Origin of the sequence: Paucibacter soli, assembly GCF_037482845.1 — a bacterium.
Classification (GTDB): Bacteria; Pseudomonadota; Gammaproteobacteria; order Burkholderiales; family Burkholderiaceae_C; genus Paucibacter_B; species Paucibacter_B soli.
In genome coordinates this window covers 617,281-643,627 of record NZ_JBBHJW010000001.1, presented here as the reverse complement: position 1 = coordinate 643,627, position 26,347 = coordinate 617,281, and the positions used below count along the sequence as shown (strand labels likewise).

Annotated in this window: 28 protein-coding genes and 1 pseudogene; 19 read left to right on the top strand and 10 right to left on the bottom strand. The window is 68.4% G+C overall.

What is annotated here, in order from left to right:
- Positions 1 to 28: 28 nt before the first annotated feature.
- Positions 29 to 697: a dienelactone hydrolase family protein gene (locus WG898_RS03050; RefSeq protein WP_339601269.1), complete on the bottom strand. Its 669-nt coding sequence runs from the start codon at positions 695 to 697 to the stop codon at positions 29 to 31.
- An 88-nt stretch (positions 698 to 785) separates the two neighbouring features.
- Between WG898_RS03050 and WG898_RS03045 the strand changes: the two genes are divergently transcribed.
- A complete protein-coding gene (locus WG898_RS03045; RefSeq protein WP_339601268.1) occupies positions 786 to 1,268 on the top strand; it encodes a hypothetical protein in 483 nt (160 codons plus the stop codon).
- A gap of 8 nt (positions 1,269 to 1,276) precedes the next feature.
- On the top strand, positions 1,277 to 2,620 hold the full coding sequence (locus WG898_RS03040) for a GAF domain-containing protein (RefSeq protein WP_339601267.1): 1,344 nt from the start codon (positions 1,277 to 1,279) through the stop codon (positions 2,618 to 2,620).
- Here the strand turns inward: WG898_RS03040 and WG898_RS03035 are convergent.
- Entirely contained in the window at positions 2,595 to 3,011 is a 417-nt protein-coding gene (locus WG898_RS03035) for a hypothetical protein (RefSeq protein WP_339601266.1), read from the bottom strand. The two genes, WG898_RS03040 and WG898_RS03035, sit on opposite strands and share 26 nt — an antisense overlap.
- A gap of 96 nt (positions 3,012 to 3,107) precedes the next feature.
- Entirely contained in the window at positions 3,108 to 3,359 is a 252-nt protein-coding gene (locus WG898_RS03030; protein WP_339601265.1) for a hypothetical protein, read from the bottom strand.
- Between the two features lie 26 nt (positions 3,360 to 3,385).
- Between WG898_RS03030 and WG898_RS03025 the strand changes: the two are divergent.
- Positions 3,386 to 3,670: pseudogene (locus tag WG898_RS03025) on the top strand (DUF427 domain-containing protein); the annotation flags it as partial.
- A gap of 14 nt (positions 3,671 to 3,684) precedes the next feature.
- Here WG898_RS03025 and mltA read toward each other — a convergent pair.
- Positions 3,685 to 4,842, bottom strand: a complete 1,158-nt coding sequence (gene mltA / locus WG898_RS03020; protein WP_339601263.1) for a murein transglycosylase A — start codon at positions 4,840 to 4,842, stop codon at positions 3,685 to 3,687.
- Between mltA and WG898_RS03015 the strand changes: the two genes are divergently transcribed.
- On the top strand, positions 4,841 to 4,966 hold the full coding sequence (locus WG898_RS03015) for a hypothetical protein (RefSeq protein WP_339601262.1): 126 nt from the start codon (positions 4,841 to 4,843) through the stop codon (positions 4,964 to 4,966). The two genes, mltA and WG898_RS03015, sit on opposite strands and share 2 nt — an antisense overlap.
- A 9-nt stretch (positions 4,967 to 4,975) precedes the next feature.
- Here the strand turns inward: WG898_RS03015 and apaG are convergent, their stop codons facing one another.
- Positions 4,976 to 5,350, bottom strand: coding sequence for a Co2+/Mg2+ efflux facilitator ApaG/CorD (gene apaG, locus WG898_RS03010; RefSeq protein ID WP_339601261.1), 375 nt, complete (start codon positions 5,348 to 5,350; stop codon positions 4,976 to 4,978).
- A gap of 38 nt (positions 5,351 to 5,388) precedes the next feature.
- On the opposite strand from apaG, the gene WG898_RS03005 reads away from it, so the two are divergent.
- Genes WG898_RS03005 through WG898_RS02990 form a run of 4 tightly spaced genes read left to right on the top strand, consistent with a single transcriptional unit; the run spans position 5,389 to position 8,639 of the window.
- Entirely contained in the window at positions 5,389 to 6,003 is a 615-nt protein-coding gene (locus WG898_RS03005; protein WP_339601260.1) for a DNA-3-methyladenine glycosylase I, read from the top strand.
- A gap of 35 nt (positions 6,004 to 6,038) precedes the next feature.
- Positions 6,039 to 6,722 carry a ribulose-phosphate 3-epimerase gene (gene rpe / locus WG898_RS03000; protein WP_339601259.1) on the top strand — a complete coding sequence of 228 codons (684 nt, stop codon included), beginning with the start codon at positions 6,039 to 6,041 and terminating at the stop codon, positions 6,720 to 6,722.
- Between the two features lie 18 nt (positions 6,723 to 6,740).
- The gene (locus WG898_RS02995) at positions 6,741 to 7,184 is read left to right on the top strand and encodes a low molecular weight protein-tyrosine-phosphatase (protein WP_339601258.1); all 444 of its coding nucleotides are present in this window, start codon (positions 6,741 to 6,743) and stop codon (positions 7,182 to 7,184) included.
- A 6-nt stretch (positions 7,185 to 7,190) separates the two neighbouring features.
- The gene (locus WG898_RS02990) at positions 7,191 to 8,639 is read left to right on the top strand and encodes a diguanylate cyclase domain-containing protein (RefSeq protein WP_339601257.1); all 1,449 of its coding nucleotides are present in this window, start codon (positions 7,191 to 7,193) and stop codon (positions 8,637 to 8,639) included.
- On the opposite strand, the gene WG898_RS02985 is transcribed toward WG898_RS02990, so the two are convergent.
- The 4 genes from WG898_RS02985 to WG898_RS02970 all read right to left on the bottom strand — a co-directional run bounded on the left by WG898_RS02985 (position 8,636) and on the right by WG898_RS02970 (position 15,028).
- On the bottom strand, positions 8,636 to 11,749 hold the full coding sequence (locus WG898_RS02985; RefSeq protein WP_339601256.1) for an efflux RND transporter permease subunit: 3,114 nt from the start codon (positions 11,747 to 11,749) through the stop codon (positions 8,636 to 8,638). The genes WG898_RS02990 and WG898_RS02985 overlap by 4 nt on opposite strands.
- Positions 11,746 to 12,945 (bottom strand): efflux RND transporter periplasmic adaptor subunit, encoded by a 1,200-nt coding sequence (locus WG898_RS02980; RefSeq protein WP_339601255.1) that lies wholly within the window; start codon positions 12,943 to 12,945, stop codon positions 11,746 to 11,748. The genes WG898_RS02985 and WG898_RS02980 overlap by 4 nt, the downstream gene beginning before the upstream one ends.
- A 96-nt stretch (positions 12,946 to 13,041) precedes the next feature.
- Positions 13,042 to 13,950, bottom strand: a complete 909-nt coding sequence (locus WG898_RS02975) for a pseudouridine-5'-phosphate glycosidase (RefSeq protein ID WP_339601254.1) — start codon at positions 13,948 to 13,950, stop codon at positions 13,042 to 13,044.
- On the bottom strand, positions 13,943 to 15,028 hold the full coding sequence (locus WG898_RS02970; protein ID WP_339601253.1) for a carbohydrate kinase family protein: 1,086 nt from the start codon (positions 15,026 to 15,028) through the stop codon (positions 13,943 to 13,945). The genes WG898_RS02975 and WG898_RS02970 overlap by 8 nt, the downstream gene beginning before the upstream one ends.
- 71 nt (positions 15,029 to 15,099) lie before the next feature.
- On the opposite strand from WG898_RS02970, the gene gph reads away from it, so the two are divergent.
- On the top strand, positions 15,100 to 15,801 hold the full coding sequence (gph, locus tag WG898_RS02965; RefSeq protein WP_444718897.1) for a phosphoglycolate phosphatase: 702 nt from the start codon (positions 15,100 to 15,102) through the stop codon (positions 15,799 to 15,801).
- Here the strand turns inward: gph and WG898_RS02960 are convergent.
- Positions 15,773 to 16,378, bottom strand: coding sequence for a chalcone isomerase family protein (locus WG898_RS02960; RefSeq protein ID WP_339601252.1), 606 nt, complete (start codon positions 16,376 to 16,378; stop codon positions 15,773 to 15,775). The two genes, gph and WG898_RS02960, sit on opposite strands and share 29 nt — an antisense overlap.
- A gap of 388 nt (positions 16,379 to 16,766) precedes the next feature.
- Between WG898_RS02960 and trpE the strand changes: the two genes are divergently transcribed.
- The 10 genes from trpE (at position 16,767) to WG898_RS02910 (ending at position 26,340) form a co-directional block, all read left to right on the top strand.
- On the top strand, positions 16,767 to 18,266 hold the full coding sequence (trpE, locus tag WG898_RS02955; protein WP_339601251.1) for an anthranilate synthase component I: 1,500 nt from the start codon (positions 16,767 to 16,769) through the stop codon (positions 18,264 to 18,266).
- A 1-nt stretch (position 18,267) separates the two neighbouring features.
- Positions 18,268 to 18,852, top strand: coding sequence for an aminodeoxychorismate/anthranilate synthase component II (locus WG898_RS02950; protein ID WP_339601250.1), 585 nt, complete (start codon positions 18,268 to 18,270; stop codon positions 18,850 to 18,852).
- The gene (gene ltaE, locus WG898_RS02945; protein WP_339601249.1) at positions 18,849 to 19,877 is read left to right on the top strand and encodes a low-specificity L-threonine aldolase; all 1,029 of its coding nucleotides are present in this window, start codon (positions 18,849 to 18,851) and stop codon (positions 19,875 to 19,877) included. The genes WG898_RS02950 and ltaE overlap by 4 nt, the downstream gene beginning before the upstream one ends.
- 1 nt (position 19,878) lies before the next feature.
- The gene (trpD, locus tag WG898_RS02940) at positions 19,879 to 20,916 is read left to right on the top strand and encodes an anthranilate phosphoribosyltransferase (protein ID WP_339601248.1); all 1,038 of its coding nucleotides are present in this window, start codon (positions 19,879 to 19,881) and stop codon (positions 20,914 to 20,916) included.
- Positions 20,917 to 20,925: 9 nt separating this feature from the next.
- Complete coding sequence (trpC, locus tag WG898_RS02935) at positions 20,926 to 21,720, top strand: indole-3-glycerol phosphate synthase TrpC (protein WP_339601247.1); 795 nt, start codon at positions 20,926 to 20,928, stop codon at positions 21,718 to 21,720.
- The gene (locus tag WG898_RS02930) at positions 21,720 to 22,427 is read left to right on the top strand and encodes a uracil-DNA glycosylase (protein ID WP_339601246.1); all 708 of its coding nucleotides are present in this window, start codon (positions 21,720 to 21,722) and stop codon (positions 22,425 to 22,427) included. The genes trpC and WG898_RS02930 overlap by 1 nt, the downstream gene beginning before the upstream one ends.
- Before the next feature lie 95 nt (positions 22,428 to 22,522).
- Positions 22,523 to 23,467 (top strand): glucosamine kinase nucleotide-binding domain-containing protein, encoded by a 945-nt coding sequence (locus WG898_RS02925; protein ID WP_339601245.1) that lies wholly within the window; start codon positions 22,523 to 22,525, stop codon positions 23,465 to 23,467.
- Positions 23,467 to 24,213: a GntR family transcriptional regulator gene (locus WG898_RS02920; RefSeq protein WP_339601244.1), complete on the top strand. Its 747-nt coding sequence runs from the start codon at positions 23,467 to 23,469 to the stop codon at positions 24,211 to 24,213. Before WG898_RS02925 ends, WG898_RS02920 begins: the two co-directional genes overlap by 1 nt.
- Positions 24,210 to 25,337, top strand: a complete 1,128-nt coding sequence (nagA, locus tag WG898_RS02915; RefSeq protein ID WP_339601243.1) for an N-acetylglucosamine-6-phosphate deacetylase — start codon at positions 24,210 to 24,212, stop codon at positions 25,335 to 25,337. The genes WG898_RS02920 and nagA overlap by 4 nt, the downstream gene beginning before the upstream one ends.
- Positions 25,330 to 26,340: an SIS domain-containing protein gene (locus WG898_RS02910; RefSeq protein WP_339601242.1), complete on the top strand. Its 1,011-nt coding sequence runs from the start codon at positions 25,330 to 25,332 to the stop codon at positions 26,338 to 26,340. The genes nagA and WG898_RS02910 overlap by 8 nt, the downstream gene beginning before the upstream one ends.
- Positions 26,341 to 26,347 lie beyond the last annotated feature (7 nt).

Below are 26,347 nucleotides of genomic sequence, written 5' to 3'. Positions count from 1 at the left end.
AGGGGCAGGGATTGCCTCGCCCTGCAACTCAGGGGTGCAAATGCCGGCGCAAGAAGCCTATGGAGCGCTCCCAGGCCAGCTGGGCGCAGGCGGCGTCGAAGACCTCGGGGCGCGCGTTGTTGAAAAAAGCGTGGTCGGCCTGGTAGTGGTAGATCTCGGGTTGGGCGCCGGCCGCGCGCATGGCCTTCTCAAGCGCGGCCGCGGCGGCCGGTGTGCACCAGTCGTCGCGGCTGGCGAAATGGCCCTGGAAGGGGATCTTGATCTGCGCCGGGTCGGCCAGGCCGGCCGGCGGGATGCCGTAGAAGCAGACCGCGGCGGCAAGACCTGGCACATGCACGGCGGCGGCCACCGTCAGCGCGCCGCCCATGCAAAAGCCCAGCACCCCGACCTTGCGTCCGCCGGCCGCCAGCTGCTGGCAGGCGCCGCGCAGGTCCTGGTGGGTGGCGTCGGCGAAATCCAGGCCGGTCATCAGGTGGCTGGCCTCGTCGGCGCTGCTGGCCAGGCGGCCGCGGTAGAGGTCGGGCGCCAGGGTGCTGAAGCCGGCGGCGGCAAAGCGCTCGGCCAGGCCGCGGATATGGTCATTCAAGCCCCACCATTCCTGGATCAGGATCAGGCCTGGGCTGCCGGGGCCGGCATCGGCCAGATAGGCCTGCGACAGTCCGCCATCCGGGCGCTTGAATTCGATCATCTGTCCCATGTCCGCTCCCGCTTGCCTTGCGAGCGTGCAGGATAGCGGGCATGTGCTGGCGTAGGCAAGCGCTGGCCTTGGCATAACATCCGCAGCCATGAGCGCGCGCTTGATCAGTCCGGCCATCGCTGAGTTCATCCAGTCCGGCTTGTCCATCACGGTGGCGGCGCGCGGCGAACGGCTGCAGCCCTCGATCTGCAAGGCGGCCGGATGCCGGGTCGACGAGGATGGGCGCGCGCTCACGGTGCTGCTGTTTGCCGATGCTGCAGAGGCGGTCTGCCGGGATATTGCCAGCAACGGCCAGCTGGCGGTTTGCTTCAGTCGACCCAGCACGCACGAGACGGTGCAGATCAAGGGCAGCGATGCGCAGGCGCGAGCAGCCAACGCCCAGGACCTGGCCTGGGTGCGGCGCAGTCTCGACCTGTTCGCGCAAGACCTGGCCCCGCTGGGCTGGGACGCCGCCTATGTGGACGCCGTGCTCTGGCGCGATCCGGGCGCGCTGCTGGCGATCCGCTTCACGCCCAACGGCGCCTATGCCCAGACCCCCGGTCCGCAGGCTGGCAGCCCCTTGAAGCCCTGAGGTCGACGATGCCGCGCGTCAGCCTGGATGCCATCCGCAGCTGCCTGGAGGGGGCGATACCGGCCACCGTGGCGACCTGCTCGGCCGACGGTATTCCGAACGCCACCTATGTCTCGCAGATGCAGTATGTGGATGCCAGGCATGTGGCACTGTCGTTCCAGTTTTTCAACAAGACGCGCGAGAACATCCTGGCCAATCCCCAGGTCACCGCCCTGGTGATCGATCCCGTGACGGCGGCGTCCTACCGGCTGGAGCTGCTGTACCTGCGCACCGAAACCGAGGGCGCGCTGTTCCAGAGCATGAAGGCCAAGTTGGCGGGCATAGCCTCGCACACCGGCATGAGTGGGGTGTTCAAGCTGCAGGGCGCGGACGTCTATCGCGTGCTGCTGGTGGAGCGCGTGCCGGGGCCCGAGCTGGCGCGCCCGGCGCCGCCGCGCAATCTGTTGAATGCGCTGCGCAACAGCTCGGCACGCCTGTCGGCCTGCAGCGAGCTGTGCGTGTTGTTTGATCAGGTGCTGGCCGATCTGCTGAGCGAGTTTCAGATCCCCTATGCCTTGCTGATGATGGCCGACGAGCAGGCGCGCAGCCTCTACACGGTGGGCAGCCGTGGCTACAAGGCCAGCGGCGTGGGATCGGAGATCGCGTTCGGCGACGGCGTGATCGGCGTTGCCGCCGAACATCGCTGCGCCATACGCATCAGCCATATGACGATGGAATACCGCTATGGCTGTGCCGGCCGAGAGGCGGCGCGGGCGCAGGCGCTGCCGCTGCACGCGGAAATTCCCTTCCCGGGTTTGCCGGCGCCGCACAGCCAGCTCGCGGTGCCCATCCTGGCCGGCGGCCGATTGCTGGGCGTGCTCTGTGTGGAGAGCATGGAGGAGCTGCGTTTCAGCTATGACGACGAAGACGCGCTGATGACGCTGGCCAGCCAGCTGGGGCTGGCAACGCTGCGCCTGCAGCAGGACGACGAGGCCCCGCAGGCGGGCTCGGCGGCGGCAGCAGCGGCGCTGGCCGGCCAGACCGGGCCGGTGCTGGAAGTTCGCCACTTTCCGCAGGACCACAGCGTGTTCATCGCAGGCGACTACCTGATCAAGGGCGTGGCCGGTGCGATTCTGTGGAAGCTGCTGCGGCAGTACAGCGGCAGCGGCCGTAGCGAGTTCAGCAACCGGGAGTTGCGCATGGCCGGCGACCTGGGCCTGCCCGAGGTCAGCGACAACCTGGAGGCGCGCCTGATCCTGCTGCAGCGGCGCCTGCTCGACCGCTGCCCGCAGCTGGCGATCGAGAAGACCGGCCGCGGGCAGTTCAGGCTCGGTGTGGCCGCCACGCTCAAGCTTGTTGAAGCCGAGGCGTAGCCAGCGCGCGAGCCTGGCGGTGCCAGAACACGTTCAGCACGAAGATCAATATCGCCAGCCACATCAGCACGCTGCTGGCGGCCACCACGGGCTCGGCCTGGGTCTGCCCGAGCAGCAGCGCCCCCAGCGAGCCCATCATCACCGGCAGCGCCAGGTTGTAGAGCCAGAAATGCGTGCGTGCGGCCACGCCGGCCGCCGCCGCCGGGAACTGCTGGTAGACCCAGGCCGTCAGCGCGGCCGAGACCCAGCCCAGCAGGTTCAGATGCACATGCAGGCCGCGCAGGCGGAAGTCGTGCGTGGCTGCCATGCCGACACCGAGCGTGACGGCGAGCAGGAAATAGACCAGCGCGACCAGGATCCAGCGCTGTTGCCAAGTCGTTGAGGAGTTCATGAGGCTGCTCCGAGGGTGTTGAGGACAGGGCTCAACCTTAGGGCGCCCGTTCGATGCGCGCTCTTAAAACTTGGCTCGCAAGACCCTAAAAAATTGCTAAGCCGCGCCCTCGGCCGGCTGCATCAGCTCGATCAGTTCGCGGGCGAAGTCCAAGGCCTCCTCGGGCGTGGCGAAGTAGTACTCGCCGCCCAGATCGGCCACATCGCCCTCGGGCCCCACATGCACCACGGCCCAGCCCTCGGCGCCGCCGCCGATCGCGCAGATGCCGAAGCTGCCGGGCGCGAGTTCACGCGCGCTGCCGGAGGTGACGAAGATGTCGCGGCCGAGGTGGGTGTGGTAGCGTTTCAAACAGTGGACTTTGTGAAAGAGATCAAGCGATGACCAAGGCGATCTGGAACGGCGTGGTGCTGGCCGAGAGCGAGGATACCGTGGTGCTGGAAGGCAACCACTACTTTCCCGCCGACAGCCTGAAGCGCGAATACACCAGCTTCAGCAACCACCGCAGCAGCAGCGACAAGGGCCAGGCCCAGTACCTGAGCCTGTTCGTGAACGGCGAGATGAACCCCGATGCGGTCTGGTTCTACTCCGAGCCCAGCGAGTCCGCGGCCGCCATCAAGGGCCGCTATGCATTCTGGAAAGGCGTGCAGATCGTCGATTGAGGAGACGGGGGCGATCAGCTGCGCGGCCACAACACCCACATGCGCAGCGGCTGCTTCATGCGGCCGGCCTGCGCCTCGGCCTCGCTGCCCCAGCCCCAAAAGTAATCGGCCCGCACCGCGCCGGTGATGGCGCTGCCGGTGTCCTGCGCCATCACCAGGCGGCGCAGGGGCTGGTTGGACAGGGGCTCGCTGGTGTCCAGCCAGACCGGCGTGCCATAGGGAATGCTGGCGCGGTCCACCGCGATCGAGCGGCCCGGCGTGAGCGGCACGCCCTGGGCGCCGCGCGGGCCCAGATTCGGGTCGGGCAGGGCCTCCTCGCGGAAGAACACATAGCGTGGGTTGCTCCACAGCAGCTCGGCCAGGCGCTGCGGGTTGCGGCGCGCCCAGTCCTTGATGGCGGGCCAGGAGGCCTCGCCGGCACGCAGTTCGCCGCGCTCGATCAGGCTGCGGCCGATCGATTGGTAGGGCTGGTCGTTGTGGCCGGCAAAGGCCAGCCGCATCCACTTGCCGTCCTGCAGGCGCAAGCGGCCCGAGCCCTGGATCTGCAGCACCAGCGCGTCGAGCGGGTCTTCCACATAGGCCAGTTCGTGCCGCCGCAGGCGCGCGCGCAGCTCGGCGTCGCTCTCGATCTGCTGGCGCGTGTAATAGGGGCGGCGCTGCGCCAGATCCGGCGGCGGGCCGTGCAGGGGGGTGCGGAAACCGCCCTGCGGCGCCCGCCGCGCCTCCAGCATGGGCTCGTAATAGCCGGTGATCAGGCCCTGCGCCTCGCCCTCCAGGCTCTCCACCCGGTAGGGCTGCAGATGCTTCATCAGGAACAGCTGGGCCTCCATGTCATCGGCCGGGGCCTGCAGGGCCGCGTGCGCGCACAAGGCGGACCATCCGGGGGCAGGTCTTGCGCAGGACTGCAGCAGCGCGGGCCAGAGCTCGGTGGCGCGGTCCTCGCCCCAGCCGGGCAGCTCGGACCAGTCATGCGCCACCCAGCGCGCGCGTTCGCGCTGCAGCACCATACGCTGGCGCTCGGGCGCGCTGGCGTTGGTGCTGGCGGGCGCGGCTGCCTGGGCCGGCTCGGGCTCGCGCATGGGCGGCGGCGCGGCGCAGCCGGCCAGCGCACCTAGAATCAGCGCCGCCGCGCATGGGGCGCAGCGAGACGACAGGAAAGTACGGACCGACATGGGCGTGATCTTGCTGGAAGCCTTGGGTGCCTTGGCCCTGCTGCTGTTCATTGTCTGGTGGACCATGTTCTCGGGCCGCAAGCGTGGTGAGCGGCGCGACGACGCGGACGACAAGCGCTCCTGAGGGGTCTGCTCAGTGCAGGCTGGCGCTGTCGGCCAGCGTGAATTCGGGCACCTCGGCGTAGAACACCTCGGCCGCCTCGGTGACGCAGAGGTAGCGCCCCTTCATGCTGCCCTGCTTGGTGGTGATCTGGGCCCAGGAGCTGTACTGGAAGCGCTCGCCCGGCTGCAGCAGTGGCTGGTGGCCCACCACTGCCAAGCCATGCACCTCCTGTACCTCGCCGCGCGCGTCGGTGATCTGCCAATGCCTGGCCACCAGCTGCGCGGCGATGTCGCCGCTGTTCTCTATCGTCACGGTGTAGCTGTAGGCATAGAGGTCCTGAGCGGCATCGGTCTGCTCGGCCAGGGGCTGCACTTGCACGCTGCAACGGAATTCGGGATGTGGCATGCGGGTCATTCTAGGGACCCTAGGCAGAATGCTCGGCCATGAGCACCGATGAGACCACTCTATACATCGCCCCCGACGGCGGCGCACGCTGCCGCTGGTGCGAGGCGCCCGGCTTCCCCGCCTATCTGCATTACCACGACGCTGAGTGGGGCTTCCCGGTGGACAACGATGTGCGGCTGTACGAGAAGCTGTGCCTGGAGGGTTTTCAGGCCGGTCTGTCCTGGCGCACCATCCTGAGCAAGCGCGCGGCCTTTCGCGCCGCCTTTGCGGGCTTCGACTTCGAGCGCGTGGCCGCCTTCGGCGCGGCCGATGTCGAGCGCCTGCTGCAGGACGCCGGCATCGTGCGCCATCGCGGCAAGATAGCGGCGGCCATCCACAACGCCTCACGCGCCATCGAGCTGCGCGCCGAATGCGGCAGCCTGGCGGCCTTTTTCTGGCGCTATGAAGAGGCGGCGCAGCCGGGCTGGCGTGCCGAGTCCGAGCGCTCGCGCGCGCTCTCCAAGGACTTGAAGAAACGCGGCTGGAAGTTCGTCGGGCCCACCACCATGTATGCGCTGATGCAGGCCATGGGCCTGGTAAACGACCATCATCCGGCCTGCGTGACGCATGGCCGCGTGCTTGAGGCGCGGCGTGCCTTCAAGGTGCCCACCTAAAATCGCTCAGCATCAACTCCGAGCGCCGCCGCACCATGAGCACTACCTATCGCATCGCCCCCAGCATCCTCTCCGCCGATTTCGCCCGCCTGGGCGAGGAGGTGCGCCAGGTGCTGGCCGACGGCGCCGACTGGATCCACTTCGACGTGATGGACAACCATTACGTGCCCAACCTGACCTTCGGGCCGATGGTCTGCGAGGCGCTGCGCAAGCATGCGGTCAAGCCCGACGGCACGAAGGCGCCCATCGACGTGCACCTGATGGTGCAGCCGGTGGACAGCCTGGCGGTGGCCTTTGCCAAGGCCGGCGCCGACCTGGTGAGCTTCCACCCCGATGCCTCCACCCATGTGGACCGCACCCTGCAGCTGATCAAGGCCGAGGGCGCGCAGGCCGGCCTGGTGTTCAACCCGGCCGAGCCGCTGGATGTGCTGGAGTGGGTGATCGACAACGTCGACCTGATCCTCATCATGAGCGTCAACCCCGGCTTCGGTGGCCAGAGCTTCATCCCCTCGGCGCTGAAGAAGCTTGAGCAGGCGCGCCGCATCATCGAGAAGAGCGGCCGCGACATCCGCCTGGAGATCGACGGTGGCGTCAAGGTCGACAATATTCGCCAGATCGCCGATGCCGGCGCCGACACGTTCGTGGCCGGCTCGGCCATCTTCGGCAAGCCCGATTACAAGGCCGTGATCGACGCGATGCGGGCCGAATTGAGCCGCTGAGCTTTATCATCGGCGCCCATGAGTTCCATCCTCCTCGTCTGCGTGGCCAATATCTGCCGCTCACCCATGGCCGAGGTGGTGTTCAGGGCGCGCGCACCGCTGCTGGGCCTGGCGCGCATCGAGTCGGCCGGCGTGCGGGCCTCGCCGCGTGGCAATCCGATGGACCCGCGTGCCATCGCCGCGCTGGCACAGCGCCGGTACCAGGCCGCGAAGAAATGGCGCTCGCGCCGTGTCACACCGGCGGACTTCGAGCGTTTCGACCAGATCCTGGCGATGGACCTGGAGGTGCTGGAGGCCTTGCGCGAGCAATGCCCTCCGGCGCTGCTGCCGCGCCTGGGCCTGTTTCTCGGGGACGGTGCCGAGGTGCCCGATCCCTACTATGGCAGCGCCAAGGGCTTCGAGCATGTGCTCACGCTGATCGAAGCGCGGGCCGAGCAGTTGGCCCGAGGTCCGGTCGCCTAAGCGCTCATGCTGATACGCACCAAGCTCGCCCTGCATCTCTCGCTCCAGGCGGTCTTGGTCGGCGCCATGATGGCGGCGCTGCTGCATCTGGCGATGTCCTACAAACGCCTGGGCGAGGTGCAGACGCGCCGCGTCGAGGCACGCGAGCTGGCCGGCGAGATGCAGAAGTCCTCCGACGATCTGACGCTGATGGCGCGCCTTTTCGTGGTGACGCGCGAGCCCCGCTATGCCGAGTACTTCCGCGAGATCTCGCGCATGCGCGACGGCCTGGTGCCGCGCCCGCAGCATGACGACGGCTTCTACTGGGACATGGTGCTGGCCGAGCCGGGCCGGCGTCAGGTGCGCGGCCAGGGCCGCGAGAGCTCGCTGAGCGAGCGTATCCGCCAGGCCGGTTTCGCCACCGACGAGTTGGCGCTGCTGGACGCCGCCAAGCGGCGTTCCGATGCCTTGCTGGCGGTGGAGGAGCAGGCCATCGGCATGGTGGACACGCGCGGCTCGGCGCAAAGCCTCAGCGACGAGGAGTGGCGTCAGGCGCTGGAACTGGTGCATGGCGCTGCCTATCGTCAGGCCAAGGCCGAGATCATGCGGCCGCTGCGCGAATTTCATCAGCTGCTGGAGCAGCGCCTGAGCGCGCAGCGCGAGGCCACCGAGCAGCAGATCAGCTGGGCCATCTGGCTGGCCGCGGGCGTGGCCATGGTGCTGTTTCTGCATGCGCTGCTGCTGTTCTACAACTTCGATCGCTCGGTGCGGCATCCTCTTGAGGTGCTGCGGCGCTGGGCGCAGGCGGTGCGGGAGGGGCGGCATGGCAGCCGCACCAAGCTGCAGGACAGCTCGGAGTTCGGCGAGCTATCTGCGGTGATCGACGCGATGGCCGAATCGGTGGAGCGCAGCCTGGCCGAGCTGAAGGACGAGGTGGCCAAGCGCACCCGCGCCGAGGAGGTGGTGCGGCACCTGGCCAACCACGATGCGCTCACCGGCCTGCCCTCGCTGCGGCTGCTGCACGACCGCCTGGACCGCGCCCTCGCCCATGCCCAGCGCCACCAGCAGGGCCTGGCGCTGATGTTCGTGGACCTGAACGGCTTCAAGCCGGTGAACGACCGCTATGGCCATGAGAGCGGCGACGTGGTGCTGAAGACGATGGCACAGCGCCTCGCCGCCGGCCTGCGCGACGCCGACACGGTGGGTCGCGTGGGTGGCGATGAGTTCCTCATCATCCTGCCCGAGGCGGCCAGCCGTGAGGCCGCGGCCCTGGTGCGCGAGAAGCTGGTGGCGGCGCTGGCCGCGCCGGTGTTCCTGGCCCAGCACCATGTGGCGGTGCATGTCAGCGCCGCCATGGGCATCGCCATCTTCCCCGACGATGCGCGCGATATGCAGGACCTGCTGCGCGCCGCCGATCAGGACATGTACAAGGTCAAGGCCGAGATGCAGAAGGCCGCGGCCGGGGCGGCAGGCTAACCTGTCGCATGCTCGGTCATGCGCGTGGCCTTGACCTCGCGCATATCCGGCCCCTTGCCGCTGTAGCGGTCCAGCGCCAGATAGATCACCGGCGTGATGTAGAGCGTCACCGCCTGCGAGACGATCAGGCCGCCCACCACCGCCAGGCCCAGGGGCTGGCGCAGCTCGGCGCCGGCGCCCAGGCCCAGTGCGATCGGCAGCGCGCCCATCAGCGCCGCCAGCGTGGTCATCATGATGGGGCGAAAGCGCAGGATGCAGGCCTCGCGTATGGCGGCCTGCGGGCTCATGCCGCCCAGGCGCTGCGCGTCCAGCGCGAAGTCGATCATCATGATGGCGTTCTTCTTCACGATGCCAATCAGCATCACGATGCCGATGGTGGCAATCACCGTCAGCTCGACATTGAAGAGCTGCAGCGTCAGCAAGGCCCCGGCCGCCGCCGAGGGCAGGCCGGCCAGGATGGTGATGGGGTGGATATAGCTCTCGTACAGCACGCCCAGCAGCACATAGATGACCGCCAGCGCCAGCGCGATCAGCAGCAGCTGGCCGCCCTGCGAGTCCTGGAACACCGCGGCGTCGCCGCCGTAGCTGGTGATGATGCTGGCGGGTAGCTGCAGCTCCTTCACATAGGCGTCCAGCCTGGCGGTGGCGTCGCCCAGCGGTACCTCGGGCGCGAGATTGAAGGACAGCGTGATCGCCTGCAGCTGGCCCTGGTGGTTGATGGCGGTGGGCCCGAGGCCGCGCCGCACCGTGGCAAAAGCGGTGAGCGGCACCTGGGCGCCGTTCTTGCCGCGCAGATGGATCTTGTTGAAGGCATCCTCGCTGAGGCGGTCGCCCTCGCTGGCCTCCATGATCACCTGGTAGGTATTGCTCTCGGCAAAGATGCTGGAGATCTGGCGCTCGCCGAAGGCGTCGTAGAGCGCGCTGCGCAGGTCCTGCATCTGCACGCCCAGCATGGCGGCGCGCTCGCGGTCGATGACGAGGTTGGCCTCCAGGCCGCGCAGCTGCGAGTCGCTGGTGACGTCGCGGAACAGCGCATCGCCGCGCAGCTTCTCCTGCAGCTTGAGCGCCCATTGGTTGAGCTCGCCCGCCGCCACCGATTGCAAGCTGTACTGGTAGCGGCTCTTGCTCTGGCGGCCGCCCAGTTGCAGGTTCTGCACCGGGCGCAGATAGACGGCGATGCCGGGCAGGCCGCGCAGCTTCTTGCGCAGGCTTTCCAGCACCTGGGGCATGGGCGGGCGCTCGGCGCGCGGCTTCAGGTTGATGAACATGCGGCCGGTGTTGCTGGCATTGCCGCCGCCGCCGCCCTGGCCCACCGCGGCGGCCACGCTGGCCACCGCGGGGTCGGACCGCACCAGCGCGGCCGCCTGTTCCTGCAGCACCGTCATGGCGTTGAAGCTGATGTCCTCGCTGGCCTCGGTGCTGGCCTGGATCTGGCCGATGTCCTCCTCGGGGAAGAAGCCCTTGGGGATGGTGGTGTAGAACCATATGGTGGCAGCAAAGCTGGCCAGCGCCAGGCCCAGGATCGAACCGCGATGGCGCAGCGCCCAGTCGAGGCTGCGCGTATAGGCCGCCAGCAGCGCGTTGAAGCCGGCTTCGAAGGCGCGGCCCAGCGCGCTCTCCTGCACCTGCCCATGCGGCCTGAGAAAGCGGCTGCTGAGCATGGGCACCAGGCTCAGCGAGACGCCGGCCGAGACCAGGATGGCCAGCGACACCACCACCGCGAACTCATGGAACAGCAGGCCGATGACCCCGGGCATGAAGAAGATCGGGATCAGCACCGCCACCAGCGAGATCGAGATCGACATGATGGTGAAGGCCATCTCGCGCGCACCGCGTATCGCCGCGGCGAAGGGCGCCATGCCGTCCTCGACATGGCGCACGATGTTCTCCAGCATCACGATGGCATCGTCCACCACCAGGCCCACCGCCAGCGTGATGCCCAAGAGCGAGATGTTGTCCAGGCTGTAGCCCAGCGCGAACAGCAGGGTGAGGGCGCCGATCAGCGAGATCGGCAGCGACAGCGTCGGGATCAGCGTGGCCGCCGCGCGGCGCAGGAAGATGAAGATCACCAGCACCACCAGGGCCACCGTCAGCGCCAGCGTGAAATAGACATCGTGCAGCGACTCGCGGATCGAGCGCGAGCGGTCGTTCAGCGTGGTCATCTGCACCGAGGCGGGCAGCTGGCTGGCAAAGCGCGGCAGCATCGCCTTCACCGCGTCCACCACCTGCACCGTGTTGGCATCGGGTTGGCGCTGCACCGCCAGCACGATGGAGCGCTCGCCGTTGAAGTTGCTGAAGGACTTGACGGTCTCGTAGCTGTCCTGCACCTCGGCCACATCGCGCAGGTAGATGGGCGCGCCATTGCGCGAGGCCACCACCACGCCTCCGAACTCGCGCGCGTTCTTGAGCTGCCGGTTGGCCTGGATGGTGAGCATCTGGCGCGTGCCGTCCAGCACGCCCACCGGGGTGTTGGCATTCGCGCCCCGGATGGCGGCCTGCAGCTCCTCCAGCGTGATGTCGCGCTGGTTCAGCTCCTCGGTGCGCACGCGGATGCGCACCGCATAGCGCTTCTGGCCGAAGATCGAGACCTGGGCCACGCCGTTGATGGTGGAGAGGCTGGGGGTGATGAGGTTCTCGGCAAAGTCGTTCAGCTCCGAGAGATTCAGCGAGGGCGAGGTCAGCGCCACCAGCAGCACCGGCGCATCGGCCGGATTGACCTTGCGGTAGGAGGGCGGCGAGCTCATCTCGGCCGGCAACGCGCGCAAGGAGCGGAACAGCGCCGCCTGCACATCCAGCGCGGCGGCATCGATATTGCGGGCGGGGTCGAACTCGATCGTCAGCGAGGTCGAGCCGAGGATGTTGGTGGACGAGATCGTCGTCACCCCGGCGATGGTGGAGAACTGCTTCTCCAGCGGCAGCGCCACCGAGGACGACATGGTCTCGGGGCTGGCGCCGGGCAGGCTGGCCTGCACATTGATGACGGGCGTGTTGTAGGAGGGCAGGGCGGCCACCGGGATCTTGCCCCAGGCGGCCAGGCCGGCGATCACCAGCGTGATGTTCAGCAGCACAGTCATCACCGGCCGCCGGATGAACAATTCTGTGAGGTTCATTTGGCGGCTCCGGATGCCGCATCGAAAGCCTTCTTGGCCGCGGCCGCGGGATTCACTGCCGCTGCCTGTTCCTGCACCGGCGTGCCCGGGCGCAGGTTCTGCTTGCCGTCCAGCACCACGGTGGCGCCGGGGGCAATGCCCTCCACCACCGCCAGCTCGCCGAAGGCGTGGCGCAGCTGCACCGGCAAGAGTCGCGCGGTCTTGTCGGCATCCACCACATAGACCGAGCGCTCGTTGCCGCGCAGGATGATGGCGGCCTGCGGAATCACCACCGCGTCCTTGAGCGTGCGCAGCGTCACGCGGACGCGCACATACTGGCCGGGCCAGAGCGTCGCGCGGGCGTTCTCGAAATCGGCGCGCACCTTGATCGTGCCGGTGCTGGCATCCACGCTGTTGTCCACGAAGCTCACCCGGCCCAGCAGCTTGGCTGCTGCCGCTGGCGTCGCGCCGGGCAGCTGCAGCTGGACCTCCAGACCGGCCGCCTGGCCCTGCCGGGTGGCGTCCAGCAGGGGCCCGAGCTGGGTCTCGGGCAGGCTGAAGCTGACGCCGATCGGATCGATCTGCGCGATGCTCACCAGCGGCAGCGCGGCGGCATTGGCCTGCACCAGGCTGCCCGCCACCACGCTGACGATGCCGGCGCGGCCCGAGAGCGGCGCGTGCAGTTCGTTGTAGCTGAGCGCCACCTGGGCCGACTGCAGCGCGGCCTCGTCGGCCTGCAGCTGGGCGCGCTGGGCTTCCAGATTGGCCAGCGCGGTATCCACCGCGTTCTGCGCCACGAAGTGCTGCGCCAGCAACTCGCGGGCGCGCTGGTACTGGCGCTCCAGGTCGGCCAGGCTGGCGCGGCTGCGCGCCGCCTGGGCGCGCGCCCTGTCAAGACCGGCGCGGTCGGCACGGTCGTCAAAGCGGAACAGCAGCGCGCCCTTGCGCACCATCTGGCCGTCCTTCACCAGCACCTCGCGCACGGTGCTGGTGGTCTGGGCGCGCAGGTCCACATGGTTGAGCGCAGTGACCGTGCCGCTGGCCTCCAGGGCTACCGGCACATCCTGGCGCAGTGCCTTCACCACGCCCACGCTCTGCGGCGCGGCCGCCTTGCCGGCCGCCGGCGTGGCGGGCGCTGGCGCGCGTGTCCACCACCAGGTGGCGCCTCCCAGGGCAATGAGGAGGGCGGTGAGGGCGATGGGCTTGGCGCTGCGCATGCGGTGTCGGGCTCGGCTGGAGAGGCCACTCAGCTTAGCCGCTCCCTCCGCCGCGCTTGTTTCGCGTCGGTGAACGGCCGCCGCGCCGTGCGCATGTCAAACCATCAGCGCAAGCGCCAGCCGCGCCCCCGCCACCGCGTTGTGCTTCACCAGCGCGATATTGGTGGCCAGGCTGCGCCCCTCGGTGAGGGCCTTGATGCGCGCCAGCAAAAATGGCGTGACGGCCTTGCCGCTGATGCCCTGGGCGGCCGCCTCGTGCAGGGCCTGCGCGGTGATGGCGGCTATCTCGGCGCGCGGCATGGCCTCGGCCGCCGGCACCGGATTGCTGATCACCACGCCGCCGGCGAGGCCCAGCGCCCATTTGGTTTTCAGAAAGCGCGCCTGCTCGGCCGCGCTGTCGATGCGGAAGTCCGCCTTGAAGCCGCTGTCGGGGGTGTAGAAGGCGGCGAAATTGTCCTGACCGATGGACAGCACCGGCACGCCATGGGTTTCCAGGTATTCCAGCGTCAGGCCGATGTCCAGGATGCTCTTGGCACCGGCGCAGACCACCGCCACCGAGGTGCGCGCCAGCTCCTGCAGATCGGCCGAGATGTCGAAGCTGGTCTCGGCGCCGCGATGCACGCCGCCGATGCCGCCGGTCACGAACACCTGGATCTCGGCCAGCGCCGCGCAGATCATGGTGGCGGCCACGGTGGTGGCGCCTATCTTGCCCGCGCTGATCGCGTAGGGCAGGTCGCGCCGGCTCAGCTTCATCGCCTCGGGTGAGCGGCCCAGCAGTTCCAGCTCTTCTTCCGCGAGGCCGATGCGGATCTTGCCGCCCAGCACGGCGATGGTGGCCGGCACCGCGCCCTCGGCACGTATCAGCGCCTCCACCTCGCGCGCCGTCTGCACGTTCTGCGGGTAGGGCATGCCATGCGAAATGATGGTGGACTCCAGCGCCACGATGGGCAGTCCGGCGCGGCGTGCTGCGGCCACTTCGGCCGAGAACTCAAGAAACTCATGCATGGCTCAGAAACTCCGGCGTTAGGTCGGGGTGCACGGTGTGTTCGGTCTGCAGTGTCAGCTCGGCGAGCCTGAGGCCCAGGCGGCAGGCAGCCGGCAGATCCTCGGGTGCCTGGTGCAGGGCGGCGCAGACGCCGGCGGCAAAGGCGTCGCCGGCGCCGGTGACATCGGCCACCGGCACGGCCGCGGCCGCCATGGTCTGCAGGCTGCCGCCCTGCTCGGCCAGGCGCAGGCCGGCGGCACCGTCGGTCACCACCAGGCGTTGCAGGCCGCGCGCGCGCAGCTGCTCAAGCGCACGCTGCCAGGCGCGCTCGCTGCTCAGGCGCAGGCCGCAGAGGGTCTGCAGCTCGTCGCGATTCAGGATCAAGAGGTCCAGGCCCTGCAGATCCTCGGGCAGGCGCTGCATCTTGGGTTGCGAGACCGCCACCGCGCTGAGGCGCTGGCCGCTGGCGCGCGCCTCTTTGATCAGCAGCTGCACGCTGGCGGCCGGCAGGTTCAGGTCCAGCACCAGGCTGCCGGCCTGGGCGCGCTGGGCCGCGCACAGGCGCAGGTAGTCGGGCCCCAGGCGCTCGGTCAACTCCATCTGCGCCAGCGCCAGCACGAGCTCGCCGGAGCGGTCCAGCACCGCGGTATAGCTGCCGGTATGGGCGTCGGCGGCCTGCAGGCTGCCGCCGGTCTGCGCGCCCAGCTGCTGCAGCTGGCTCAGCAGGCCGCGCCCGGCCGGGTCGTCGCCCACCGCGGTGAGCAGATGCACCGGCAGGCCCAGCCGTGCCAGGTTCTCGGCCACATTGCGCGCCACCCCGCCCGGGGTCTCGCGTAGGGCCGCCGGGTTGGAGGTGCGCATCTGCAGCGGCGCCAGGCTGCGCAGCTTGCGGTCCACATTGCTGCCGCCTATGCAGACGATGGGGCGCGCCTGCGGCAGCACATAGGCGCGACCGAGGATGCGCCGCTCCTTGGTGAGCACCGCGATATGCCCGGCCACCGCCGAGCGCGACAGCCCCAGCTGCCGGGCCAGGTCCTGCTGGCTCACATAGGGGTTGGCGCGCAGCAGGGCGTAGAGCTGTTCTCTCTTGTTGTCCATGCTTGCATTTTAGGACAAGTGTTTTTGTGAGAGAACATTTGTCTTTGCGCGGCATGGCGACAATGCGCAGCATGAGCCTGTTCCCCACCCCCCGCGCTTTCATCATCGACCTCGACGGCACCCTGGTCGATACCCTGGGCGATTTCGTCGCCGTGCTGCAGCGCGTGCTGGCCGAGCTGTCGCTGCCCCTGGTGAATCGCGAATTCGTCGCGCATACGGTGGGGCAGGGCAGCGAGCATCTGATACGCAGCACCCTGGCCGAGGTGGGCGGTGCGGCCAGCCTGTACGAGCCCGCTTGGCAGCTTTATCAGCGCTACTACCGCGACATCAACGGCCGCCATGCCGAGGTCTACCCGGGCGTGCGTGCGGGCCTGGATGCGCTCAAGGCCATGGGCCTGCCAATGGCCTGCCTCACCAACAAGCCGGCGGCCTTCGCGCGCGAGTTGCTGGCGCGCAAGCAACTCGCCGGCTATTTCGATCGGGTGTTTGGCGGCGACGATTTCGAGCGCAAGAAGCCCGACCCGCTGCCCTTGCTGAAGACCTGCGAGGCCCTGGGCACGGCGCCGGCGCATAGCTGGATGGTGGGCGACTCCAGCAACGATGCGCGCGCCGCGCGTGCCGCCGGCTGCCCGGTGGTGCTGCTGAGCCATGGCTACAACCATGGCCAGCCCATCCACGCGGTGGATGCCGACGCGGTGTTCGATTCGCTGGACGAATTTCCGCGCTGGCTTGATTGGGGGAAAGTTAGCCGCGACCAGGGCGCTCGCGTTTGATACCCAGCAGGGCGTCCTTGAGCTGCTCGTCGGCGGGCGACTTGCCGAGCCAGATCTTCAGCAGCACGTTGTAGAACTCGGCCTCCTTGATGGGCTCGCCCTGCACCTTGCCGTTCACATAGACCACCGTGCCGGTGCCCGGCACCCAGTCGACGCTGAAATGCTCGCCGGTGCTCATGCGCTTCTTGCTGGAGAAGATCTCGGCGACGCGCAGCACGCCGTTGATGGCCTTGGAAAACTCCTCGCGCGTGGAGTTGTCTTCCATGCCCTTGGTGAAGAGCTTGCCGAGTTCGTTGCCGTCGATCTCGCGCAACATCTGGATGTGCAGGCGTTTCGCGCCCGCCGCGCCCAGCACGGCCTCGGGCGAGCCGGCCTTGGCCGCGAGATAGAGGCCGGCGGTATAGACCTTGAAGAAGGCCTTGTAGCGGATGCCCGCGCCATTGAGCTGCAGCTTGGCGCCACCAACCTCGGCCGTGGGCTCGTACTTGACCCCGGCCACCTCGACGTTTTGCGCCAGCGCGCTCAGGGGCAGGGCCATGGCCATCGCGGCCATGGAGGCCAGTATTGCTCGTCGCATTTGTTGTCTCGCTCCGTTCAGAGTCTGTCTGCGCCTGGACCCAACGACCTGCAGGCTTGTGCGCCAAGTATCTGCCATCGACGCGCCTGCCGTGCATAGGGGCGATGCGTAAGCCGTGCGAGCAGTGAGCACTGCTACACTCGGCCGTATCATGTTCATCACGCGCAAGCAGATCAAGGGGTCGAACGACCGGGGAGCCTGGCCCTGGCGTCGCCCGCACGACTTCGCCTGAAGCCGCTGCCGCTGCTTGCCGTCTGCCGCCCGTCCTGGCCGGCCGAGATCCAAGACCTTATGCTTTGAGCCACACCAGGCTTGGAGTGGCCGCAGCGCGGCAACCCTGAGACGGCGCGCGCCTGCTGCGCCTCCAAACGCAAGGTTTGAGCACGTGATGATCACCGAACTTGAATTCCAGAGCCTGGCCGCCCAAGGCTACAACCGCATCCCCCTCATCAGCGAGGCTTTTGCGGACCTCGAAACCCCGCTGTCGCTCTACCTGAAGCTGTGCGCCGGCGCCGGCGCCTATGGTGGCAATGCGGGTCGCCACAGCTTTTTGCTCGAATCGGTGGTGGGCGGCGAGCGCTTCGGCCGCTACTCTTTCATCGGCCTGCCGGCGCGTACCGTGCTCAAGAGCAGCGGCCTGCGCACCGAGGTGATGCGCGACGGCGAGGTCGTCGAGACCCATGAGGGCAATCCGCTCGACTTCATCGAGGCCTATCAAAAGCGCTTCAAGGTGGCGCTGCGCCCCGGCATGCCGCGCTTTTGCGGCGGCCTGGCCGGTTACTTCGGCTACGACGCGGTGCGCTATATCGAGCCCAAGCTGGCCAAGACCGAGAAGAGCGGCGGCCTGGATACGCCCGACGTGATGCTGCTGCAATGCGAAGAGCTGGCCGTCATCGACAATCTCTCGGGCCGGCTCTACCTGATCGTCTATGCCGACCCGGGCCAGCCCGAGGCCTTCCACAAGGCCAAGAAGCGCCTCACCGAGTTGCGCGACAAGCTCAGCTACAGCGTCTCCGCCCCGCAGGTCAAGCGCGGCCTGGCGCATCCGGTGGAGCGCGAGTTCGCCAAGGCCGACTTCGAGGCGGGTGTGCGCAAGGCCAAGGAATACATCGCGGCCGGCGACTGCATGCAGATCGTCTTCGGCCAGCGCCTGCGCAAGCGCTACACGGAGTCGCCGCTGTCGCTGTACCGCGCTCTCCGTTCGCTCAATCCCAGCCCTTACATGTACTTCTACGACATGGGCGATTTCCAGATCGTCGGCGCCTCGCCCGAGATCCTGGTTCGGCATGAGCGCACGCCCGAGGGGCAGCAGGTCACGATACGGCCGCTGGCCGGCACGCGGCCGCGCGGCGGCACGCCCGAGCAAGACCTGGCCCTGGAAGCCGAGCTCAAGGCCGATCCCAAGGAGCGCGCCGAGCATCTGATGCTGATCGACCTGGCGCGCAACGACATTGGTCGTATCGCCAAGACCGGCACGGTCAAGCTGACCGACGCGTTCGCGATCGAGCGCTACTCGCATGTGATGCACATCGTCTCCAACGTCGAGGGCACGCTGCGCGATGGGCTCAGCAATATGGATGTGCTCCGCGCTGCCTTCCCGGCCGGCACGCTGAGCGGCGCGCCCAAGATCCGCGCGATGCAGATCATCGACGAGTTGGAACCGGTGAAGCGCGGCATCTACGGCGGCGCCTGCGGTTACCTCAGCTTTGCTGGCGACATGGACCTGGCGATCGCGATCCGCACGGGCGTGGTGCAGGATCAGACCCTCTATGTCGCGGCGGCCGCTGGCGTCGTCGCCGATTCGGTGCCCGAACTGGAGTGGAAGGAAACCGAGGCCAAGGCGCGTGCCTTGCTGCGTGCCGCTGAACTGGTGGAAGAGGGGTTCTGAAATGTTGTTGATGATCGATAACTACGACAGCTTCACCTTCAACCTGGTGCAGTACTTCGGCGAGCTGGGTGCCTCCGTGCGCGTGGTGCGCAACGACGAGATCAGCGTCGAGGAGATCGGCGCGCTGAAGCCGGACCAGCTGGTGTTCTCCCCCGGCCCCTGCTCGCCCGCCGAGGCCGGCATCTGCGTCAGCGCCATCCAGGCCTTCCAGGGCAAGCTGCCCATCCTGGGCGTCTGCCTGGGGCATCAAAGCATGGGCGCGGCGCTGGGCGGCAAGATCGTGCGCGCCAAGACCCAGATGCATGGCAAGGCCAGCACCATCAGCACCGATCAGCAGGGCGTGTTCAAGGGCCTGCCGCGTGAGTTCAGCGTCATCCGCTATCACTCGCTGGTGATCGAGGAGGCCAGCCTGCCGGCGGTGCTGGACATCACCGCGCGCAGCGAGGACGGCGAGATCATGGGCGTGCGCCACCGCGAGCTCGCCGGCACGGCCACGCCGATGGAGGGGGTGCAGTTCCATCCCGAGTCCATCCTCAGCGAGCATGGCCATGCGATGCTGAAGAACTTCCTGCAGGGGGCGCTTTGACCACGGTAGACCTACGCAGCGACACAGTCACTCGCCCGACCGCCGCGATGCGCGCCGCCATGCTGGCGGCGCCGCTGGGCGACGATGTGTTCGGCGACGACCCCAGCGTCAACGCGCTGCAGGCCGCAACAGCCGAGCGCCTGGGCTTTGAGGCCGCGCTCTTCATGCCCACCGGCACGCAGAGCAATCTGTGCGCGCTGATGAGCCATTGCCAGCGCGGCGACGAATACCTGGTGGGCCAGTTCGCCCACACCTACCGCTGGGAGGGCGGCGGCGCCGCGGTGCTGGGCTCGATCCAGCCGCAGCCGCTGCCGCATCAGGCGGATGGCTCGCTGGCCCTGGCCGACATCGAGGCCAACATCAAACCCGACGACGCCCATTTCGCGCGCACAAGGCTCTTGACGCTGGAGAACACCAGCGGCGGCAAGGTGCTGCCGCTGGCTTATCTGTCGGCGGCCTCGCACCTGGCGCTGGGCAAAGGCCTGTCGCGGCATCTGGATGGTGCGCGGCTGTTCAATGCCGCCGTGGCGCTGGCCGCAGGGGGCGACCCCTACCAGGCGGCGCGCCAGATCTGCAGCCATTTCGACAGCGTCTCGGTGTGCTTCTCCAAGGGCCTGGGCGCGCCGGTGGGCTCGGTGCTGTGCGGCAGCCGCGACTTCATCGCGCGCGCGCATCGCTGGCGCAAGATGGCCGGCGGCGGCATGCGCCAGGCCGGCATGCTGGCCGCGGCGGCCCAGCATGCGCTGGACCATCATGTGGCGCGCCTGGCCGAGGACCATGCACTGGCGCAGCGCCTGGCCGCCGGCCTGCAGGGCCTGCCCGGCGTGACGGTGGAGGCGCCGCAGACGAATATCGTGTTCGTCGATGTGGCGGGTGAAAAAGCGGCGGGCGTGATCCCGCACCTGAAGGCGCGCGGAATCCTGGCCACCGGCCTGTATCGCCTGCGTTTCGTGACCCATCTGGATGTGGATGAGGCGGGCGTGGATCGCGCCATCGCCGCCATGCAAGCGTATTTCGGAGACTGATATGCCCATCACCGACAACGAAGCCCTGACCCGCGTCATCGAGCACCGCGAGATCTTCCACGACGAGATGCTCACCCTGATGCGCCGCATCATGAGCGGCGAGATGTCGCCGGTGATGTCGGCGGCGCTGCTGATCGGCCTGCGCGTCAAGAAGGAGACCATAGGCGAGATCACCGCGGCGGCCCAGGTGATGCGCGAGCTCTCCAACAAGGTGCCGGTGCCCCCCTCGCCGCATCTGGTGGATGTGGTGGGCACGGGCGGCGATGGCGCCCATACCTTCAACATCTCCACCTGCTCGATGTTCGTGGCCGCGGCCGCGGGCGCGCAGGTGGCCAAGCATGGCAACCGCAGCGTCTCCAGCAAGACCGGGAGTGCCGATGTGCTGGAAGCCCTGGGCGCCAACATCATGCTGACGCCGGCCCAGGTGGCCGAGAGCGTGCTGCAGACCGGCATAGGCTTCATGTTCGCGCCCAACCACCATCCGGCCATGAAGAACATCGCGCCGGTGCGGCGCGAGCTGGGCGTGCGCACCATCTTCAACATCCTGGGTCCGCTCACCAACCCGGCCGATGCCAAGAACATCCTGATGGGTGTGTTCCACCCGGACCTGGTGGGCATACAGGTGCGTGTGATGCAGCGCCTGGGTGCCGAGCATGCGGTGGTGGTCTACGGCAAGGACGGCATGGACGAGATCTCGCTGGGCGCCGCCACCCTGGTGGGCGAGCTGAAGAACGGCGAGGTGCGCGAATACGAGATCCACCCCGAGGACTTTGGCCTGGCCATGGTCAGCAACCGCAGCCTCAAGGTGGCCGGCCCGGAAGAGTCGCGCGTGATGCTCTTGGGTGCGCTGGCCGACGAGCCCGGCGCCGCGCGCGACATCGTGCTGCTGAACGCCGGCGCCACGCTCTATGCCGCCAACGTGGTGGGCAGCATTGGCGAGGGCATCGCCAAGGCACGCCAGGCCATCAGCAGCGGTGCCGCGCGCACCAAGCTTGAGCAATTCGTGGCCGCCACCCAGGCGCTGGGGAAGAAGGGTTGAAGAAAAATCATGTCGGACATCCTGAACAAGATCAACGCCGTCAAGCATGAGGAAGTGGCCGCCGCCAAGGCGCGCCGCTCGCTCGCCAGCCTGCGCGAGGAGGCCGAGGCGCGGCCTGACACGCGCGGCTTCGAGGCCGCCATGCGCGCCAAGATCGCCGCGGGCCAGAGCGCGGTGATCGCCGAGATCAAGAAAGCCAGCCCCAGCAAGGGCGTGCTGCGCGCGGATTTCCGCCCTGCGGAGATCGCACAGAGCTATGCGCGCCACGGCGCTGCTGCCTTGAGCGTGCTGACCGACGAGCGCTTCTTCCAGGGCTCGGTGGCCTATCTGCAGCAGGCGCGCGAGGCCTGCACCCTGCCGGTGCTGCGCAAGGATTTTCTGGTGGACGAATACCAGGTCTACGAGGCGCGCGCGATGGGGGCGGATGCCATCCTGCTGATCGCCGCCAGCCTCGACGACGCGCTGATGGCCGATCTGGAAGCCTGCGCCCTGGGCCTGGGCATGGACGTGCTGGTGGAGGTGCATGACGGCGCCGAACTCGAGCGTGCGCTGCTGCGGCTGAAAACCCCGCTGCTGGGCATCAACAACCGCAATCTGCGCAGCTTCGAGGTGACGCTGCAGACCACGTTGGACCTGCTGGACCGCGTGCCCGCGGAGCGCCTGCTGGTCACCGAATCCGGCATCCTGGCCCGCACCGATGTGCAGACCATGCGGGCCGCCGGGGTCAACGCCTTTCTGGTGGGCGAGGCCTTTATGCGCGCGCCGGATCCGGGCACGGCCCTGGCCGAGCTGTTCGCCGCTTGATGTCGCTGGTCGACGCAATCCGCGGCGCCAGTCTCGACGCTGGCTGGCAGGCGCCGCTGGATAGCTGGCTCGCCAGCCCCGCCGGCCGCGATGTGCTGGCGCATCTGCAGGCGCGCGAGGCGGCCGGCGCCGCCATCTACCCGCCCGATCCGCTGCGCGCGCTACGCCTCACGCCGCTGGCCCAGGTGCGCGTGGTGATCCTCGGCCAGGACCCCTATCACGGCCCCGGTCAGGCCGAGGGCCTGGCCTTCTCGGTGCCCGATGGCAACAAGCTGCCGCCCAGCCTGCGCAATATCTTCAAGGAGCTGCAGCGCGACCTGGGGCAACCGCCGCCCATGAGCCCACATCTCGGCCCCTGGGCCGCGCAGGGCGTGCTCTTGCTCAATACCTGCCTGACGGTGGAAGACGGCGCGCCCGCCAGCCATGCCAAGATCGGCGGCAAGGCGGGCGGCTGGGAGGCGCTGACCGACGCGCTGATACGCGCCGCCGCCGCCGACCCCATGCCCAAGGTCTTCATGCTCTGGGGCGCCCATGCCCAGGCCAAGGCGCCCTTGATTGCCGCGGCCGGCCCGACGCAACTGGTCTTCATGGCCAACCATCCCTCGCCGCTGTCGGCCACGCGCCCGCCTGCACCCTTCATCGGTTGCGGGCATTTTTCCGAGGCGGCCGCCTGGCTGGCGGCAAGAGGCAGGCCCATCACTTGGTAGCTTGCCGGCCTGGGCGGGGGAGGGTTTGCGATAGGTTAAGTCCAGTGGCGTACCAATTGACGCTTTGTCGTCTTTGGTACTAAACTGGTATTAACATGAATCGCCCCAACTCCGAGGCCACAGCGGCCAAGCTGTCCACCGCCAAGGCGCCCCTGAACAAGGTGCGCTATCTCGTCGGCGTGGATGGCGGCGGCACCGGCACGCGGGTGCGTTTGAGCGATCTGGCTTGCCGCACCCTGGGTCAGGGCGAAGCCGGCCCGTCGGCACTCGGGCAGGGCGCCGAGCAGGCCTGGCGCCACATCCAGCAAGCCGTCGCCGCGGCGGCCGAGCAGGCCGGCCTGGCGCCGCTGGATCTGGGCGAGGTGGCGATCGGCCTGGGCATCTCGGGCGCCAATCTGGTCGAGGCCGTGGCAGAGTTTCATGCCCGTCAGCCCGGCTATGCCCTGGTGACCCTGGACAACGATGGCTACACCACCGTGCTGGGCGCGCATGGCGGCCGGCCCGGCGCCGTGATCGCCTCCGGCACCGGCGCGGTGGGCGAGGCCCTGTGCGCCGACGGCTCGCGTGCCTATGTGAGTGGCTGGGGCTGGATCACCGGCGACGAGGGCAGCGGTGCCTGGTTGGGGCTGAAGGCCATGCGTCACGCCCAGCAGGCGCTGGATGGCCGCGCCGCGCCCGGCGCGCTGGCGCGCGCGGTCTGGGCGGTGGCGGGGCAAGACCGCAACACCATCCTGGCCTGGTGCGCCAAGGCCGGCCAGCATGGCTATGCCAGGCTCGCGCCGCTGGTGTTCGAGGCCGCGGCCGACGACGACGTGGCCCGGGCCTTCCTGGCCGAGGCGGTGGCCGAGCTGGAAAACCTGGCGCGCGCGCTTGACCCCAGCGAGCAGCTACCCCTGGCCTTGTGCGGCAGCATTGCGCTGCGCTTGCGCGAAAAATTCTCAGGCAATATGCGTGCCCGTTGTGTCGAGCCGCTAGGCGACTCGGCCGACGGCGCACTGCTGCTGGTACGCAGTGCACTCAACTCAGAACCGGGTGTGTGATGTCGATTGCCAAACTGCCGTTCCAATTCAAACCTGACGCCGAGGCGGCGTCGCCGCTGTATATGCAGCTGGCGCACAAGCTGGCCCAGGCGATCCGCGAGGGCCAATACCAGGCCGACGAGGCCCTACCCTCCGAGCGCGTGCTGTCCGAGGCGCTGGACCTTTCGCGCGTGACCGCCCGCAAGGCGATTGACCGCCTGGTGGAGCAGGGGCTGATCATCCGCAAGCGCGGCAGCGGCAACTACATCGCGCCCAAGCTGGAGCAGCCGCTCTCGCGCCTCACCAGCTTCTCGGAGGAGCTGCACCAGCGCGGCTTCCAGCCCAGCTCGCGCTGGCTGCTGCGCGGCTTTGCGATGGCCGCACCCGACGAGCAGCTCTCGCTGGGCCTGGTGACGGGGCAGCGCGTGGCGCGCCTGGAGCGCCTGCGCCTGGCCGATCGCGTCGTCATGGCCTATGAAGTCAGCGTCCTGCCGGAGGCGGTGCTGCCCGACCCCGAGGCGGTGGACAGCTCGCTCTACGAGCATCTCTCGCAGGGCGCGGGCGCACCGGCGCGCGCGCTGCAACATATACGTGCCATCAATGCGGACACGAAACTGGCCGGCCTGCTGGAAATTCCGGTCGGCCAGGCGGTCTTGTTCATCACGCGGGTGGGCTATCTGGAGTCGGGTCAGGCGGTGGAGCTGACCCATTCGTATTGCCGCAGCGATTACTACGATTTCGTGGCGGAGATGAGGCGTGAGGGATGAGCAAGGTTGAAGGGTTTGTTCTGACGCCGCAGGGCTTCGTCCGTGGCGCGCTGGAGCAGACCGATGGGCGCATCACGCGCATCACGGGCGAGGCGGTCAGCGAGTCCGAGGTGCGCAACGGCAAGCAGGACTTGCCGCTGCTGCTGCCCGGCTTCATCGACATTCACGTGCATGGCGGCGGCGGGCGCGACACCATGGAAGGCGGCGATGCCGCCGCGCAGATTGCGCGTCTGCATGTGCGCCATGGCACCACGGCCTTGCTGGCCACCACCATGACGGCGCCGCTGGACGAGATCCGCAGCGCGCTGGCCGCGCTCGGCCCGGCCTGCCATGGCCGCGTCTCGCAGGGCGCGCGCATCCTCGGCGTGCACCTCGAGGGCCCTTACATCAACCCCGGCAAGCTGGGCGCCCAGCCCGACTTTGCCAAGCCCGCCAGCATCGAGGAAATCCAGGCGCTGAACGCGCTGGCGCCTATCAAGCTGATTACGCTGGCGCCCGAGCTGCCCGGCAATCTGGAACTGATCACGGCGCTGCGCGCGGCCGGCTTCCAGGTACAGATCGGCCACACCCTGGGCACCTACGAAGACGGCGTGGCCGCGCTCGAGCGCGGTGCTGGCGGCTTTACCCATCTCTTCAATGCGATGACCGGCCTGCACCACCGCGAGCCCGGCATGGTGGGCGCGGCGCTGGCGCATGCGCGCTATGCCGAGATCATCCCGGACCTGCTGCATGTGCATGAGGGCGCCGTGAAAGTGGCGCTGCGCGCCATCCCCTGCATGTTCTGCGTCACCGATTCGACCGCCGCCGCCGGCATGCCCGACGGCGATTACCAGCTGGGCCGCCACACCGTCACCAAGTGCATGGGCGGCGTGCGCCTGCCCGACGGCACCCTGGCCGGCAGCACGCTGACGATGGATCAGGCGCTGCGCAATCTGGTGGAGCTGGGGCTGGAGCTTGCGGACGCGTCGCGGCGCGTCTCGAGCTATGCGGCCGAATACATGGGCTTGAGCGAGCGTGGCCAGCTGGCCGTGGGCGCCTGGGCGGATCTGGTGGTGATGGACCGTGACTTGCAGTTGCAACGCGTGGTCGTTGAAGGGGAAGAGATTGACCTCGCGAATGTATGAGGAGTGCCTGAGCGCTCCGACCGTGGTGGCGCGCCAACTGGCCGCTGATCAAAATGCTTATGCCGCCCTTGGCAAGTCGCTGCGCGAGCAGCCGCCGACCTCGCTGCTGACGGTGGCGCGCGGCAGCTCGGACCATGCGGCGCACTACATGGCCTATCTGATGATGGCGCGTCTGGGCCGCCTGGTGACCTCGCTGCCGATGTCGCTGGTGACGCTGTACCAAAGCAGAATAGCCTGCGAAGGCCTGGTCTCGCTGGCCTTCTCGCAATCGGGCCAGAGCCCCGACCTGGTGGCGCCGACCAAGTTCTTCCGCGCCGGCGGCGCCCGCACTGTCGCGTTCGTGAATGCCGAGGGCTCGCCGCTGGCCGAGGCCGCCGAGCATGTGTTCCCGCTGCACGCCGGCGTGGAGCAGAGCGTGGCCGCCACCAAGAGCTATATCGCCCAGTTGGTGGCCGGCGCCCGCGTGGTGGCCGCCTGGAGCGAAGATGAAGACCTGCAGGCCGCGCTGCAGCAACTGCCGCAGGCCTTGGAGCAGGCAGCGTCCAAGCGCTGGGATGTGGCGGTGGACGCGCTCAAGGATGCCGACCGCCTGTTCGTGATCGGCCGCGGCACCAGCCTGGCGGTGGCCATGGAAGCCGCACTCAAGTTCAAGGAAACCTGCGGCATCCAGGCCGAGGCCTTCTCGGGCGCCGAGGTCAAGCATGGCCCCATGGCGCTGGTGGACGAGGGCTATCCGCTCCTGGTGTTCGCGCCACGCGGCCCGGCCCAGGCCGGCCTACTGAGCCTGGCCGAGGAAATGCGCGGCCGTGGCGCACGCGTGCTGCTGGCTGCGCCCGAGGGAACGCCGGGTGCCGAGCTGCCGCTGGCCTGCACCGGCAACGAGGATCTGGACGCGATCGCCGCGGTGCAGAGCTTCTACCCCATGGTGGAGGCGCTGGCGCGCGCACGCGGGCTGAATCCTGACCAGCCGCGCCATCTGGCCAAAGTTACCAAGACGCATTGACCGAGGT

What these genes read in the sequence shown, in the direction of transcription:
- WG898_RS03050 (WP_339601269.1), bottom strand. Translation starts at nt 697, where the DNA reads ATGGGACAGATGATCGAATTCAAGCGCCCGGATGGCGGACTGTCGCAG.
- WG898_RS03045 (WP_339601268.1), top strand. Translation starts at nt 786, where the DNA reads ATGAGCGCGCGCTTGATCAGTCCGGCCATCGCTGAGTTCATCCAGTCC.
- WG898_RS03040 (WP_339601267.1), top strand. Translation starts at nt 1,277, where the DNA reads ATGCCGCGCGTCAGCCTGGATGCCATCCGCAGCTGCCTGGAGGGGGCG.
- WG898_RS03035 (WP_339601266.1), bottom strand. Translation starts at nt 3,011, where the DNA reads ATGAACTCCTCAACGACTTGGCAACAGCGCTGGATCCTGGTCGCGCTG.
- WG898_RS03015 (WP_339601262.1), top strand. Translation starts at nt 4,841, where the DNA reads ATGGGCGTGATCTTGCTGGAAGCCTTGGGTGCCTTGGCCCTGCTGCTG.
- mltA (WP_339601263.1), bottom strand. Translation starts at nt 4,842, where the DNA reads ATGTCGGTCCGTACTTTCCTGTCGTCTCGCTGCGCCCCATGCGCGGCG.
- apaG (WP_339601261.1), bottom strand. Translation starts at nt 5,350, where the DNA reads ATGCCACATCCCGAATTCCGTTGCAGCGTGCAAGTGCAGCCCCTGGCC.
- WG898_RS03005 (WP_339601260.1), top strand. Translation starts at nt 5,389, where the DNA reads ATGAGCACCGATGAGACCACTCTATACATCGCCCCCGACGGCGGCGCA.
- rpe (WP_339601259.1), top strand. Translation starts at nt 6,039, where the DNA reads ATGAGCACTACCTATCGCATCGCCCCCAGCATCCTCTCCGCCGATTTC.
- WG898_RS02995 (WP_339601258.1), top strand. Translation starts at nt 6,741, where the DNA reads ATGAGTTCCATCCTCCTCGTCTGCGTGGCCAATATCTGCCGCTCACCC.
- WG898_RS02990 (WP_339601257.1), top strand. Translation starts at nt 7,191, where the DNA reads ATGCTGATACGCACCAAGCTCGCCCTGCATCTCTCGCTCCAGGCGGTC.
- WG898_RS02985 (WP_339601256.1), bottom strand. Translation starts at nt 11,749, where the DNA reads ATGAACCTCACAGAATTGTTCATCCGGCGGCCGGTGATGACTGTGCTG.
- WG898_RS02980 (WP_339601255.1), bottom strand. Translation starts at nt 12,945, where the DNA reads ATGCGCAGCGCCAAGCCCATCGCCCTCACCGCCCTCCTCATTGCCCTG.
- WG898_RS02975 (WP_339601254.1), bottom strand. Translation starts at nt 13,950, where the DNA reads ATGCATGAGTTTCTTGAGTTCTCGGCCGAAGTGGCCGCAGCACGCCGC.
- WG898_RS02970 (WP_339601253.1), bottom strand. Translation starts at nt 15,028, where the DNA reads ATGGACAACAAGAGAGAACAGCTCTACGCCCTGCTGCGCGCCAACCCC.
- gph (WP_444718897.1), top strand. Translation starts at nt 15,100, where the DNA reads ATGAGCCTGTTCCCCACCCCCCGCGCTTTCATCATCGACCTCGACGGC.
- WG898_RS02960 (WP_339601252.1), bottom strand. Translation starts at nt 16,378, where the DNA reads ATGCGACGAGCAATACTGGCCTCCATGGCCGCGATGGCCATGGCCCTG.
- trpE (WP_339601251.1), top strand. Translation starts at nt 16,767, where the DNA reads ATGATCACCGAACTTGAATTCCAGAGCCTGGCCGCCCAAGGCTACAAC.
- WG898_RS02950 (WP_339601250.1), top strand. Translation starts at nt 18,268, where the DNA reads ATGTTGTTGATGATCGATAACTACGACAGCTTCACCTTCAACCTGGTG.
- trpD (WP_339601248.1), top strand. Translation starts at nt 19,879, where the DNA reads ATGCCCATCACCGACAACGAAGCCCTGACCCGCGTCATCGAGCACCGC.
- trpC (WP_339601247.1), top strand. Translation starts at nt 20,926, where the DNA reads ATGTCGGACATCCTGAACAAGATCAACGCCGTCAAGCATGAGGAAGTG.
- WG898_RS02930 (WP_339601246.1), top strand. Translation starts at nt 21,720, where the DNA reads ATGTCGCTGGTCGACGCAATCCGCGGCGCCAGTCTCGACGCTGGCTGG.
- WG898_RS02925 (WP_339601245.1), top strand. Translation starts at nt 22,523, where the DNA reads ATGAATCGCCCCAACTCCGAGGCCACAGCGGCCAAGCTGTCCACCGCC.
- WG898_RS02920 (WP_339601244.1), top strand. Translation starts at nt 23,467, where the DNA reads ATGTCGATTGCCAAACTGCCGTTCCAATTCAAACCTGACGCCGAGGCG.
- nagA (WP_339601243.1), top strand. Translation starts at nt 24,210, where the DNA reads ATGAGCAAGGTTGAAGGGTTTGTTCTGACGCCGCAGGGCTTCGTCCGT.
- WG898_RS02910 (WP_339601242.1), top strand. Translation starts at nt 25,330, where the DNA reads ATGTATGAGGAGTGCCTGAGCGCTCCGACCGTGGTGGCGCGCCAACTG.